We start from the raw sequence: 13,759 nt of genomic DNA, 5'->3' as shown, positions 1-13,759 counted from the left end.
CCTTTTTAGGAATTAAAGTTTTAAAAATGGATTATTCGTTCCAATTCCAAGTGTTGAGTTGCTGGGTGGTGTGATAAGCTGTTAAGTCAAATTGAACAGGTACAATAGAAATGTATCCGTTTCTCAAGGCCCACTCGTCAGTATCTTCTCCGTGATCCTGATTTACAAATTCTCCCGAAAGCCAGTAATAGTCTCTGCCTTGAGGCGTTTGACGTTTGTGGAATTTTTCCATCCAATATGCTTTAGCCTGACGGCAAATTTTAATTCCTTTGATTTCTTCTTTTTTTAGTTTTGGGAAATTAACATTCAAAACGACATCTTTCGGTAGCTTGTTTTGTAATGTTTCCAAAGTTATTTTACGAATGAAAGGTTTGATTTCTTCAAAATTGGCATTCCAGTTAAAATCCAAAAGTGAAAATCCAATTGCCGGAATGCCTTCGATTCCTGCTTCAATAGCTGCGCTCATAGTTCCGGAATAAATTACGTTTATTGAGGAATTAGAGCCATGATTGATTCCTGAAACACACAAATCAGGTTTTCTTTTCAGTACTTCGTTAGTTGCAATTTTAACACAATCGGCTGGTGTTCCTGAACAGCTATAAATGTGTATACTGTCTCCTTCATTAGAAATTTTGTTTAAGTACAAGGTTTCGTTTGTTGTAATGGCGTGACCCATACCGCTTTGTGGTTTGTCAGGGGCAACCACTACAATTTCGCCAATTTCAGCCATGACTTCGATTAAAGCATTAATCCCAGGAGCCGAAACGCCATCGTCATTGGTAATTAAAATTAGAGGCTTTTTTGGATTCATTTTTGTAGAATTAGATATGAAAAATCATATTTATGAAACAAAGTAAACAAATTTTATTCAGTTAGCAGATTATTAGGATTAAGAAAAAAACAATTTTATATCTTTAACAAAAAATTATGGAAGCCTTATTATTGTTAGCATAGTTTTTCCCGTAACTTAGTTTAAAAAATTGAATGAATACTATTATTAGTCTTATGAAGAGAAATTATAAAATACTTCTTGCCGTAGTTTTTCTATCGGTAACACTATTTGCTTTTAAAATGAAATCGGATTCTAAGGCTGATTCCGATAAAGATAAATTACTTTTAGAATTACTAGCATTTGTAATTGAGAAAGGACATTACAGTCCTTCGGCTATTGATGATAACTTTTCTAAAGGTGTTTATAAAGATTATATTCAGGCTTTAGATCCTTCCAAACGTTTCTTTTTACAGTCGGATATCGACGAGTTTTCAAAATACGAATTAGAATTAGACGATGAATTAATGAATAAAGATTTGACTTTCTTTTCATTAACTTATGATCGTTTGATGCAAAGAATGAAGGAAAGTCAGGGTTTATATAAAGATATCTTAAGTAAGCCTTTTGATTTTTCTATCGATGAAAGCTTTAATACTGATTATGAAAAAGCGCCATATGCTAAAAGTGCTGCTGAATTAAAAGAGCGTTGGAGAAAGCAGTTAAAATTAACAACACTTTCATCTTTGACTGATCGTTTAAAAATTCAGGATAATAAAGGTAAACTTACTAAGGAAGAACAAGATTTGATTTCTAATCCTTTGCATGATGGTGAAGATAATGTAGCTCCTGTTGAAACTAAAAAAGAAGTTACTAAAGAAGATGCTAAACCAAAATCGTTTGAGGAATTAGAAAAAGATACCCGCGAAAGTACTTCTAAATCTTTGGATGAATATTTCGGATTCATGAAAGATTTAGATCGTAATGATTGGTTCTCAGTTTATATCAATTCGATTACTGCCCGTTTTGATCCCCACACTAATTATTTTGCTCCGGAAGAAAAAGAGCGTTTTGATGTAAGTATGAGTGGTACTTTAGAAGGTATTGGTGCTCGTTTACAAAAGAAAAACGATTATACTGAAATTTCAGAATTGATTTCAGGTGGACCAGCATGGAGAGGAAAACAATTGGAAGCTGGTGATCTTATTGTTAAAGTTGCTCAGGGTGATGATCAGCCTGTTGATGTGGTAGGTATGCGCTTAGACGATGTAGTTAAAAAAATCAAAGGTCCTAAAGGTACTGAGGTTCGTTTAACGGTTAAAAAAGTTGATGGAACCATTAAAGTGATTTCAATTATCAGAGATGTAGTGGAGATTGAAGAAACCTATGCAAAATCAAGTATTGTAAATAAAAACGGCTTGAAGTATGGTGTGATTTATTTGCCTAAATTCTACATTAATTTTGAAAATAAAGATGGAAGAGATGCTGGTAAAGACATTGCTCTTGAAGTTGAGCGATTGAAACAGGCTAAGGTTGACGGTATTGTTTTAGATGTTCGTGATGATGGTGGAGGTTCTTTATCAACAGTAGTAGATATTGCCGGTTTGTTTATTGAACAAGGACCTATTGTCCAGATTAAATCTGCCGGAAGAAAAAAAGAAGTTTTATATGATAAAGATAAAAAGATTGAGTGGGATGGACCATTGGTAATAATGGTGAATAGTTTCTCTGCTTCCGCTTCTGAGATTTTAGCTGCGGCTATTCAGGACTATAAACGTGGTGTAATCATTGGTAGCAAACAAACGTATGGTAAAGGAACAGTACAAAATGTTATCGACTTGAATCAGTTTGTTCGTAGTAACGAGTTAGGCGATTTAGGAGCATTGAAAACGACGACTCAAAAATTTTATAGAATTAATGGAGGTTCTACCCAGTTAGAAGGAGTAAGTAGTGATGTAGTGATGCCTGATCGTTATTCTTATTTAAAAATGGGTGAACGCGATGTTGAAAATGCAATGCCTTGGGATAAAATCGATGCAGCTGAATATAATGTGTGGAATAATAATACGAATTTTAACAAAGCTATTTTAAACAGTAAAGAACGTATTGCAACTAATCCACAATTTAAACTTATTGACGAAAATGCTAAATGGATTGATGCCAGAAGCAAAGAAAATGAGTATAGTTTAAATATTGATAAGTTTAGAAAATCACAAACAGCCATTGAAGAAAAAGCTAAAAAATTCAAACCTGTCTTTGATTATAAAAATGATTTAAAATTTACTTCATTACCATATGAGGTTGATCAAATGAGTAAGGATAATATTTTAAAAGAAAAAAGAGATCGTTGGCATGAAAGTTTGTCTAAAGATATCTATATCGAAGAGGCTTTAAATGTGTTAGATGATTTACAAACGAGAGTTAATTTGAAAAAAAACACACTTCCTTCTAATAATATGAAAAAGGAAAAATTAGCTAAATCTTAAAAAACGAAAAAAATATAGTTTAGATTCGCTCTGAAAATTAAATCAATTTTCAGAGCGTTTTTTATTTTAATAGAATGATATGAAAAATCGATTTTTTATTGTGTTGTTAACTTTTGTGTTTGGGTTTATAGTTAATGAATTGAGTAAAAATCTAAAAAGAGAAATTGAACAAAATTCTAATATAGCGGAAGCTGATTTGGAAACCAAAGCAGACATTCAAACTACTAATAAGGATTGGAGATTTTTTTTGCCAAAATCATCTACATCTCAAATAATTGAACATCCTTATTACACATTATCTTATAATGAAAAAGCAGAACAGGCCGAGTGGGTAGCTTATGAATTGAAGAAAGAATATGTTCGTAATAGTGATTTTAAGAGACCACTTTTTATAGAAGATCCTAAAGTACAAACACAATCAGCAGACTGGAGGAATTATAAAAATTCAGGTTATGATAAAGGTCATTTATGTCCAGCAGCCGATATGGAGTTTGATATTAATGCTTATAATGATACATTTTATACATCCAATATCAGTCCGCAGTTGCATGAGTTTAATTCGGGTATTTGGAATCGTTTAGAGCAAAAGTTTCGTTATTGGGCGGTAAAGCATAATGGGTTACTAATTGTTACAGGAGGAGTAATAAAAGGCAGTTTGAAAACTATAGGTAAAGAACAGGTGGTGGTGCCAAATTATTTTTATAAAATAGCCCTTAACTATTCGAAAGGAAACTATAAAATAGTAGCTTTTTTAATCCCTAATGAAAAAAGTAGTAAATCCATTTTTGAATATGTAGTTGCTGTTGATGCAATAGAAAAATTGACTGGAATTGATTTTTTTCCAAGACTTGATGATAAAATAGAAAATGATTTAGAAAAGAATGTGAATATTAATTCCTGGTTTGCACAATGATATCAAGTCAGGAATTTTTTACCACTCATTAACTTTGTTAGCATCCATTTTAAGGAATATAAATAGTAGGATTGTAAATCCCCATAATCCGGAACCTCCATAAGAGAAGAAAGGCAGTGGTACCCCGATAGTTGGGAATATACCAATAACCATTGCTATGTTTACAAAAAAGTGAATGAATAAAATTCCGGCGCAACAGTATCCATAAACTCGGCTGAATTTGGTTTTTTGTCTTTCGGCAAGAAAAATGATTCTCAGAAATAGTGTGACAAATAATGCAATAACAACAAGTGAACCAATAAATCCCCATTCTTCACCTACTGTTGTAAAGATATAATCGGTGTGCTGTTCTGGTACAAATCCTCCTTTGGTTTGAGTACCTTCTAGAAAACCTTTTCCAAACCATCCGCCTGATCCAATAGCAATTTCAGATTGGTTGGTGTTGTATCCAATTCCTTTTAAATCTACGGTTTTACCCAGTAAGATGTTGAAACGATCTCGGTGGTGTTGTTTAAAGACATTTTCGAATACATAGTTAACGGACAAAACAAAACCCGAAATAAGTGCAAATATAATTCCACTAGCGATGATATTTCTATTGGCTAATCTAGATCTCCAATAAACTATAATTATAGCTATTAAAGCCATTAAAATAACATATTGTGGCTCGAATACTAGTGTAAAAATAAATAAAGTGATGGCAATGAATCCAGTCCAAATGTACCAAGCTGGTAATCCTTCACGATATAAAACAATTAAGAATATAGTATAAATTAATGCACTACCTGGATCATGTGGTACAATCAAAAGTATTGGTAATCCTAAAATGGAAAGGACTTGAAATTGTTTTTGGGTATCTTTCAGATTGATTTGGCTATCACTCATGTATTTGGCTATAGCAAGTGCGGTAGCTGTTTTTACAAATTCTGACGGTTGTACACCAAAAGAACCAAATGAGTACCAGTTGGTTTGTCCTTTGATAGTTTTACCAAAAACAAATAAACCCGCCAGCGAAAGTAATCCAATGATATATATGACACTGGCGTATTTTTCATAAAATTTTCCGTCAACAGCAAGTATTATGAATATTAATGGAATTGTAAACGCAATAAAAATTAACTGTTTTTGATAAGTGTCTTCAGGAGATGATAATGATGATGAGAAGATATTGAGCCATCCCATAATCACTAATGAGCTATAAATTATAACACATATCCAGTCAATATTTTTCTTTACACTTTGATTTTTCATTTGAAAAGAATGGCTTAATTAATTTTTTTCTTTGTAGAATCTATTGCTGAATTTGTTTTCACATCTTTGATTTTGCTTATGGAATCCTTTGGTGTTGTTTCTATGGTACTCGCTTCAGGCATTCCTCCTAATTTTGCATATTCACTTCTTAAACTCTTTTCAAGAACTCTTTTTTCTAAATCAGTGCGTGTGATTTTTTTTCTTAAATATTTTTCAATCATCAAGCTTGCAATTGGTCCTGCAATTGTGGCACCAAATCCTCCATTTTCTACCATTACAGCAATTGCAATTTTTGGATTGTCCTTAGGTGCGAATGCCACAAATATTGAGTGGTCTTCAAGCTGAACTCTTTTGCCTCCTATTCTTGCAAAGTTTTCAGCAGTACCTGTTTTTCCACAAATATCAATTCCGTCAACTTTCAGTCCTCGGGCTGTACCTAAGTTGTATACGTCATATAAACCGCTGATGATAGGTTCGAAATATTTTTTATCGATAGTTGTTTCATGCTTTATTTTGAACTTAGGATCGATTTTTTCTCCTTTGATTTTTTTAATGATATGAGGGGTGTAATAATATCCTTTGTTTGCAATAGTAGCCATCATGTTGGCTAATTGTATAGGGGTTGCTAATACTTCACCTTGTCCAATAGAATTGGAAACGATTGCTGTACTTCTCCATCCTCCGTTAGGGTAGATACGTTTATATGTTTTAGAAGTTGGAATACTTCCTTTTCTTCCTGTTGGTAAATCATAACCCATGTATTGACCAAGTCCAAAACTTTTCACATGACTACTCCAAACATCAACCGCATAAGAAGGTTTGACATACTTGTTGATGGTTTTCATGTAAGCTGTCCCGAAATAGGCGTTACAAGATTCGTAAATACCACGGTGTAATTGTAATGCTCCTCCATGACAGTGGCATCTCATGAATCGGCCTCTGGCATAACTAAATCCGTGGCGACAAAAAACGGTGAAATTTTCATCTATTACACCTTCTTGTAAGGCTACCAAACCTGTTAAAATTTTGAATGGTGAGCCAGGAGGATATTCGGCTAATAGACCTCTGTCATATAACGGTTTTGCTATAGAATCATTATAAAGTAGTGTATAGTTTTTAGAGCGTTGTCTGCCTACGAGAATACCAGGGTCATAGGATGGAGCGGTAACTAATGCTAAGATTTCACCAGTTTTAGGCTCTATAGCAACGATACCACCTCGTTTGTTTATCATTAATTGCTCACCATAACGTTGAATTTCGGCATCAATCGTTAGATTGATATCTTCTCCTTGTACAGCAATGGTATCGTATTTACCGTTTTTGTAGGAACCTATTTCGCGGTTGTATTTGTCTTTTAGGAAATATTTAACCCCTTTTACTCCTCGTAAGATATCTTCGTAGTATTGTTCTACACCTTGTTTTCCTATTAAGTCACCACTTTTGTAATAAGAATTACTTTTAATAATTCCATCATTTACCTGAGTGATAAAACCAAAAATATTAGCGCCAAAATCTACTTCATAATCACGAAGGGAACGTTTTTGAACATAGAAGCCTTCAAATTTTCTGATTTTTTCCTGAAAAGCCGCATATTCACTTTTATTTAGTTGAGGTAAGAATACAGAAGGAAGTCTAGGACTGTAGACTTTAGCTTTGGCTATTTTTTCTAAAAAATCTTCTTTGGTAATATCTAATAGTTGGCAAAGTTCTAAGGTGTCCAGATTTTTAATTTCCCTTGGGATAACCATGATATCATAAGAGGCCTGATTAGCAACTAAAAGTTTACCATTACGGTCATAGATATAGCCTCTTTCAGGATATTCGTATTTTATCTTGATAGCATTATTATCAGATTTTAATTTGAAAGTATCATTAATGACTTGCAAATAAAAAATCCGAATTAGGAGCAATGATGCTGCAACAATAATTATAGAAGGCAGCAGTAGTTTTCTCATCGTTTGTTTGGCTTAATAAGGTAAATTATTATAATGCAGCTAATAATTGTAAATACAGTACTCAGTAAGGTTCTAATTAAAATGTCTAAAATGAAACTAACTTGAAAAGCTGCCAGAATGAATAGTGTAAAATGATGGATTACCACAGCCAAAAGAATAAATGTAAATCTTTCGGGTGTTAAGGATTCATTCAGTTTAATCGTTTGGTATTCGTAACTGACACCAAATGCAAATTTAAATATATAAGGCCTGTAATAAGCTAAAATAAGACATGCTGTAGTGTGAATTCCTCCGGAATTTGAAAATAAATCCATTGTTAACCCCAGCAAAAAACTGCTCATTAGTAAGGTTGCTCTATTTGAATTAACAGGGTATAATATGATGAATAGAATATACGGCAATGGCATTATGAACCCTAAAAACGTCATGTTGTTAAATATGACAATTTGTAGTGTCAATAATAAAATAAACCGTAGTATATTGATTAACAAAGTGCTATTCATCTTTTAAGGTTTCTTTTTCTAAATTGTTAAGTTCGTCTCTGTCTTTACTCTTAATGATGTATACATGTCCTAAATTAGTCATGTCATTAAATAGCTTAATATTTAAAACATAATAATTGGTTTCTTCTTCTTTGTATACTTTGTCAACGGTTCCAATATTGATGTTTTCAGGGAAAATTACTGATTGTCCTCCAGTAACAATAGTGTCTCCTCTTCTAACTGAAGCTAATCGTGGTACATCAATTAATTGTACAAAACCAGTGCTTTTTCCATCCCAGGTTAAAGAACCAAAATGATTTGATTTTTTGATCTTAGCATTGATTTGTGATTTTGTATTTAAGATACTCACGACAGTAGAATATTTAGGTGAGGTTTTATCAACGATACCTACAATTCCTAAACTATTAATAACACCCATGTCTGCTTTAACTCCATCATTAGAGCCAGAATTTAATGTTAAGAAGTTTTCATGTGTGTTATAAGTGTTGTGAATGACCTTTGATACTATAATGTCGTCTGGAAGTACACCTTTAAGATTTTCCGGTTTTTTAATTGCTGTGGTATCCTTAGTGTTGAAAATGATGCTTTTTAACCTCGCATTTTCAAGTGCTAAAGCATCATTTTCAGACTTAAGATTCAAATATTCGGTTATGTTGTTTATTTTTTCATAAACACCACCCGTTAAAAAATTGGCAGAACTGATAATTCTACTTTTATGGTAAGAATGAGACTGTATAGTAAGCAAAAGCGAAACGCTTAATAACAGCAAAAACAGTAATTTATTACTGTTTTTGAATATAAAATTAAATATTTGCTGCATTCTCTTATTTCGTTATTAATTTCAGAATTGCTAATGTAAAAGGATTTTGTCCAAATACAATTTTTTCGAAAAAAATAGATTATTTGATTAAGATACTCTTGAATTTTCCGATGTTTTTAAGTGCCATACCTGTTCCTCTAACTACAGCTCTTAATGGGTCTTCTGCGATATAAACAGGTAAGTCTGTTTTTTGAGAAATACGCTTGTCTAATCCTCTTAACATTGAACCTCCACCAGCAAGATAAATTCCTGTGTTGTAAATATCAGCTGCCAATTCAGGAGGAGTTTGAGATAATGTTTCCATTACAGCATCCTCAATACGTTGGATTGATTTGTCTAAAGCTTTTGCTATTTCACGGTAAGAAACATCAACCTGTTTTGGTTTTCCTGTCAACAAATCTCTACCTTGAACTGACATATCTTCTGGAGGAGTTTCCAGGTCTTCAATGGCAGCTCCAATTTGTATTTTAATTTTTTCAGCTGTACTTTCTCCAACAAATAAGTTGTGTTGGGTACGCATATAATAAACAATATCATTTGTGAAAACGTCACCAGCAATTTTTACCGATTTGTCACACACAATACCACCTAATGCTATTACAGCAATTTCAGTAGTACCACCACCAATATCTACAATCATGTTTCCTTTTGGTTGCATGATGTCAATTCCAATACCGATTGCTGCTGCCATTGGTTCGTGAATCAAATAAACCTCTTTTCCGTTTACACGCTCACAAGATTCTTTTACGGCTCTCATTTCCACTTCAGTAATTCCGGAAGGAATACAAACCACCATTCTTAAAGCAGGAGTGAACATCTTCTTTTTTAATGCCGGTATGCTTTTGATAAACATACTAATCATTTTTTCAGAAGCATCAAAATCAGCGATTACACCGTCTTTTAAGGGTCTTATGGTTTTAATGTTTTCATGCGTTTTACCTTGCATTAAATTGGCTTCTTTACCAACAGCTATAATTTTACCAGAAATTCTATCTCTAGCAACGATTGACGGGCTGTCAATGACTACTTTATCATTATGTATGATTAGCGTATTAGCGGTACCAAGGTCAATTGCAATATCCTCGGTCATGAAATCAAAAAATCCCATACGATTTTTAGGGGTTTAAAAGTTAAAAATTAGGAGCGTACAAAGTTAGTCAAATTAATGTTTGAAATGACGAGTCCCTGTAAATACCATTGCTAAATTATTTTCATTACAATAGTCAATGCTTAATTGGTCTTTAATTGATCCTCCTGGTTGAATCACAGCTGTTATTCCTGCTTCTTTTGCAAGTGCAACACAGTCAGGGAAAGGGAAGAATGCATCACTTGCCATAGATGCTCCGTTCAAGTCAAAACCAAAGTGTTTTGCTTTTTCTACTGCTTGTTGCAAAGCGTCAACTCTGGATGTTTGTCCTGTTCCTGATGAAATTAAAGTTCCGTTTTTAGCAAAAACAATTGTATTTGATTTAGTGTTTTTACAAATTTTAGAAGCAAAAATCAAATCTTCGATTTCTTGCTCCGTTGGACTTGTAATAGTAACGGTAGTTAAATCTTTTTTATTGTCTGTGATGTTGTTTCTGTCTTGAATTAAAAGACCGTTTAAGCAAGTACGAACTTGTCTTTGTGGTAATTCAACATCATTTTGAGTTAGAATAATTCTGTTTTTCTTTTCTTGTAAAATAGTTACCGCTTCTTCGTCATAAGCAGGGGCAATTACCACTTCGCAGAATAATTTGTTAATTTCAGTTGCAGTAGCGACATCAATTTTAGTATTTGAAATTAAAACACCTCCAAAAGCTGAAGTTGGGTCACAAGCTAAAGCGGCTAAGTAAGCTTCTTCGATTGTGTTTCTTGAAGCTAATCCACAAGCGTTGTTGTGTTTTAAGATAGCAAATGTAGGTCCGTCAGTTTTAAATTCGCTAATTAAATTTACAGCTGCATCTACATCTAATAAGTTGTTGTATGATAATTCTTTTCCGTGTAGTTTTTTGAACATAGCGTCAAAATCTCCAAAGAAAAATCCTTTTTGGTGTGGGTTTTCTCCGTAACGCAATACTTGTCCGTCAGCAATACTTGCTTTGTAAATCGTTTCGTCAGTATTGAAATAGCTGAAAATGGCACCATCGTAATGAGAAGAAACGTGGAACGCTTTTGTAGCTAATAATTTTCTGTCTTCAAGAGTGGTAGCTCCGTTTTGTTTTGTGATCATATCTAAGAACAAAGCATATTCGTTCATGGATGGAACAATCACAGTGTCTTTGAAGTTTTTAGCAGCGGCACGAATTAAAGAAATTCCACCGATATCAATTTTTTCGATGATGTCTTGCTCGCTAGCTCCAGAAGCAACTGTTTTTTCAAACGGATATAAGTCAACAATTACTAAGTCAATCTGAGGGATGTTAAATTCCTTCATTTGTTCCACATCACTTGCATTGTCTTGACGGTTCAAAATTCCACCAAAGATTTTTGGGTGTAAAGTTTTAACTCTTCCTCCTAAAATTTCAGGAAATGCAGTAATATCTTCAACAGCAACAACAGGTATTCCTAAATTTTTGATAAATTCTTCAGTTCCTCCTGTAGAATAAATAGTAACATTTTGGCTGTGAAGTGATTTAACAATAGGCTCAAGACCTTCTTTCGAAAAAACCGAAATTAATGCAGATTGAATTGTTTTTGATGTGCTCATGAATACTTTAAATTATAAAGTGCAAAAATAGTTTTTTAATGTTAAAATTTACTATCAAAAAATAAGATAATTTTTAATTGACTCAATTTTTTTAAAACTTATTGAATAAGCTGGTTTTTATTGTGTTAAAAGAACTTTATATTAGGTTTTTGAATATTATTTACAGAATTTTACCTTATTAAAAACAGATTTTATATGTTGTTGTATCTTAGGTTGTTGAAAGAGAGTTTTACTTTTGCTCTCAATGCACTGCGAAATAATAAATTAAGAACCCTGCTTTCACTTCTTGGAGTGACTATCGGGATCTTTTCGATTATTGCGGTTTTGGCGGCTGTTGATTCATTGGATAAAAAAATAACTAGTGATTTGAGTGGTTTAGATAAAAATACCATTTATTTAATGCGCTTTTCTTTTGGTCCGTCGGATATTCCTAAATGGAAAAGAGATCAGTTTCCAAATGTGAAATATGATGAATATGTTTATTTGAAAGGAATAATGACTAATACAGCCGAATTGGGTTATCAAATTTTTACCAAAACGGAGAATATTAAATACGATTCTAAAATTGTTAGTGATGTAAATATTGTTCCTGTTTCGCATGAATTTATCGACATTCAAGGTTTAGAATTTGAAAAAGGACGTTTTTATAATGAATCCGAAGCAAATTCAGGTGCGAAGGTAATTGTTTTGGGAAATGATATTGCGACTAATCTTTTTGATGATGTCAATCCAATAGGTAAAGATGTTCGATTGTATGGACAGCGATTTACTGTTATTGGTGTTTTAAAAAAATTGGGAGCCAGTATTTTTGGAGATAGTAATGATTCGGCGGTGTTTATTCCGGTAAATTTTGTTCGTCAAAAATTTGGCGATAATAATGAATCTTTAACTAATGTAATCATTTTTAAGCCTGTAGACGGTGTGGATATGGAAGCTTATCAAGCGGAGATTTCTCAAAAACTACGTGCCTATCGCGGAATTAAAGCGGGTGAAATTGATAATTTCTTTATCAATGTTTTTTCCGGTTTTACAAACATGATTGATGGTATTATCGGTAGTATGAAATTAGGTGGCTGGGTGATAAGTGGTTTTTCACTGTTGGTAGGAGGCTTTGGGATTGCCAATATTATGTTTGTTTCAGTAAAAGAACGAACCCATCTAATTGGTATTCAAAAATCCTTAGGAGCTAAAAACCGTTTTATACTGTTTCAGTTTTTATTTGAAGCTATCATTTTGTCAGTAATAGGCGGGCTAGTGGGCTTATTGATGGTTTGGGGAATAGCTGTTGGTTTGTCCAAAGCATTGGATTTTGAATTTGTATTGAGTATGGGGAATATTCTCTTAGGAACTGGCCTCGCCGGAATAATAGGTTTGATTTCCGGAATCATACCAGCCATTTCAGCATCACGATTAGATCCTGTGGAAGCGATTAGAACCGGAATGTGATTTTAGATTGCAGAGTCATTGCGAGGAACGAAGCAATCTCATTATCAAATTCCGTATGGTTTTGAAATTTCAGTTTAGAAAATTACAGACAGATTGACGATTCCGAACTAGAAAGGATTAGATTCGCTTAATTTTATTTCGTGCAAAAACGAAGGCAGACATTATTAGTTTATTCCAATATTTCTTCATTGATAAAATTATATTGATTGTCAATTAGTTTTTGCAGGTAATCTTCAAAACTGTCAGCAATAACACTAAATTCGTCAGGGTCGTGCAAAAATCTTACTATTTGACCTTTTATTCCTTTTTCGGAAGGGCTGAAATCAATAAATAATTGGGAAGTTCCTCCATTATTCATACAGTCTGAAAAATGAAGCCATTTTAATGATTTTGGTTGTTTTGTAATTATGTCGTCTATATGAACTTTTTCATATTTTCTTTCAATGTAGTCTGAATAGTATTCAATTGCTAGGTCCTGGTTTTCTATGATTTCTTTTGAGGATAAAAGATAATATGGATAATCTTCAACGTCAGAACCAAGAAAATATAATGTAATTTCTTCTCCTTGATATTCTCTCCAATATGTGCCGTCTACAAATTCAAGTAGATTTATCAAAGAGTTTGGGAGTTCTGGATATAGGGTTTTAATTTTTTCAATATCTTCTTTTCTTGCACCGTGTTTTATTTTTTTAAAATGTTCCCAAGTTACCTTAGCACCATAGTCAAAATATGCTTTTTCAAGTCCTGCTATATATAGGTTTACTATTTCCATTCTTATTTGAACTAAATTGTTTGTTGTTGTCTGAATTTACGTTCGGTTGGGTATGCTTGCAGCTACGAAGGTGCATACATGAAAAACTAGAGTATATAAACCCAAAATCGGGTAGATTGGCGTAGGTTTGTTTCGTTTTATTGCTTTTTCAAATA

Annotated in this window: 11 protein-coding genes; 3 read left to right on the top strand and 8 right to left on the bottom strand. The window is 33.1% G+C overall.

Annotation, left to right across the window (positions count from 1 at the left end):
* Positions 1-31 precede the first annotated feature (31 nt).
* Positions 32-811, bottom strand: coding sequence for a 5'/3'-nucleotidase SurE (surE, locus tag AAEO59_RS07295; RefSeq protein ID WP_341700075.1), 780 nt, complete (start codon positions 809-811; stop codon positions 32-34).
* 173 nt (positions 812-984) lie between these two features.
* On the opposite strand from surE, the gene AAEO59_RS07290 reads away from it, so the two are divergent.
* Both AAEO59_RS07290 and AAEO59_RS07285 read left to right on the top strand, forming a co-directional pair.
* Entirely contained in the window at positions 985-3,255 is a 2,271-nt protein-coding gene (locus AAEO59_RS07290; protein ID WP_341700074.1) for a carboxy terminal-processing peptidase, read from the top strand.
* 79 nt (positions 3,256-3,334) lie between these two features.
* Complete coding sequence (locus tag AAEO59_RS07285) at positions 3,335-4,168, top strand: DNA/RNA non-specific endonuclease (RefSeq protein ID WP_341700073.1); 834 nt, start codon at positions 3,335-3,337, stop codon at positions 4,166-4,168.
* Between the two features lie 18 nt (positions 4,169-4,186).
* Here AAEO59_RS07285 and rodA read toward each other — a convergent pair whose 3' ends face one another.
* From rodA to purH, 6 genes are all read right to left on the bottom strand, one after another.
* Complete coding sequence (rodA, locus tag AAEO59_RS07280; protein ID WP_341700072.1) at positions 4,187-5,419, bottom strand: rod shape-determining protein RodA; 1,233 nt, start codon at positions 5,417-5,419, stop codon at positions 4,187-4,189.
* Between the two features lie 14 nt (positions 5,420-5,433).
* Positions 5,434-7,374 carry a penicillin-binding protein 2 gene (gene mrdA, locus AAEO59_RS07275; protein WP_341700071.1) on the bottom strand — a complete coding sequence of 647 codons (1,941 nt, stop codon included), beginning with the start codon at positions 7,372-7,374 and terminating at the stop codon, positions 5,434-5,436.
* Positions 7,371-7,877: a rod shape-determining protein MreD gene (locus AAEO59_RS07270; protein WP_341700070.1), complete on the bottom strand. Its 507-nt coding sequence runs from the start codon at positions 7,875-7,877 to the stop codon at positions 7,371-7,373. Before AAEO59_RS07270 ends, mrdA begins: the two co-directional genes overlap by 4 nt.
* Positions 7,870-8,697 carry a rod shape-determining protein MreC gene (gene mreC / locus AAEO59_RS07265; RefSeq protein ID WP_341700069.1) on the bottom strand — a complete coding sequence of 276 codons (828 nt, stop codon included), beginning with the start codon at positions 8,695-8,697 and terminating at the stop codon, positions 7,870-7,872. The genes AAEO59_RS07270 and mreC overlap by 8 nt, the downstream gene beginning before the upstream one ends.
* Before the next feature lie 79 nt (positions 8,698-8,776).
* Entirely contained in the window at positions 8,777-9,805 is a 1,029-nt protein-coding gene (locus AAEO59_RS07260) for a rod shape-determining protein (RefSeq protein WP_066328646.1), read from the bottom strand.
* Positions 9,806-9,859: 54 nt separating this feature from the next.
* Positions 9,860-11,386 (bottom strand): bifunctional phosphoribosylaminoimidazolecarboxamide formyltransferase/IMP cyclohydrolase, encoded by a 1,527-nt coding sequence (gene purH, locus AAEO59_RS07255; RefSeq protein ID WP_341700068.1) that lies wholly within the window; start codon positions 11,384-11,386, stop codon positions 9,860-9,862.
* A 195-nt stretch (positions 11,387-11,581) separates the two neighbouring features.
* Between purH and AAEO59_RS07250 the strand changes: the two genes are divergently transcribed.
* A complete protein-coding gene (locus tag AAEO59_RS07250; RefSeq protein ID WP_341700067.1) occupies positions 11,582-12,832 on the top strand; it encodes an ABC transporter permease in 1,251 nt (416 codons plus the stop codon).
* A 169-nt stretch (positions 12,833-13,001) separates the two neighbouring features.
* Here AAEO59_RS07250 and AAEO59_RS07245 read toward each other — a convergent pair whose 3' ends face one another.
* Positions 13,002-13,604, bottom strand: coding sequence for an SMI1/KNR4 family protein (locus tag AAEO59_RS07245; RefSeq protein WP_341700066.1), 603 nt, complete (start codon positions 13,602-13,604; stop codon positions 13,002-13,004).
* Positions 13,605-13,759 lie beyond the last annotated feature (155 nt).

Source organism: Flavobacterium flavipallidum (assembly GCF_038289905.1).
GTDB classification, from domain to species: domain Bacteria; phylum Bacteroidota; class Bacteroidia; order Flavobacteriales; family Flavobacteriaceae; genus Flavobacterium; species Flavobacterium flavipallidum.
Note: the sequence above shows the minus strand (reverse complement) of the source record. Positions and strands in the feature narration are given on the sequence as shown.

Coding starts and splice junctions, on each gene's coding strand:
- surE (WP_341700075.1), bottom strand. CDS start 811: ATGAATCCAAAAAAGCCTCTAATTTTAATTACCAATGACGATGGCGTT.
- AAEO59_RS07290 (WP_341700074.1), top strand. CDS start 985: ATGAATACTATTATTAGTCTTATGAAGAGAAATTATAAAATACTTCTT.
- AAEO59_RS07285 (WP_341700073.1), top strand. CDS start 3,335: ATGAAAAATCGATTTTTTATTGTGTTGTTAACTTTTGTGTTTGGGTTT.
- rodA (WP_341700072.1), bottom strand. CDS start 5,419: ATGAAAAATCAAAGTGTAAAGAAAAATATTGACTGGATATGTGTTATA.
- mrdA (WP_341700071.1), bottom strand. CDS start 7,374: ATGAGAAAACTACTGCTGCCTTCTATAATTATTGTTGCAGCATCATTG.
- AAEO59_RS07270 (WP_341700070.1), bottom strand. CDS start 7,877: ATGAATAGCACTTTGTTAATCAATATACTACGGTTTATTTTATTATTG.
- mreC (WP_341700069.1), bottom strand. CDS start 8,697: ATGCAGCAAATATTTAATTTTATATTCAAAAACAGTAATAAATTACTG.
- AAEO59_RS07260 (WP_066328646.1), bottom strand. CDS start 9,805: ATGGGATTTTTTGATTTCATGACCGAGGATATTGCAATTGACCTTGGT.
- purH (WP_341700068.1), bottom strand. CDS start 11,386: ATGAGCACATCAAAAACAATTCAATCTGCATTAATTTCGGTTTTTTCG.
- AAEO59_RS07250 (WP_341700067.1), top strand. CDS start 11,582: ATGTTGTTGTATCTTAGGTTGTTGAAAGAGAGTTTTACTTTTGCTCTC.
- AAEO59_RS07245 (WP_341700066.1), bottom strand. CDS start 13,604: ATGGAAATAGTAAACCTATATATAGCAGGACTTGAAAAAGCATATTTT.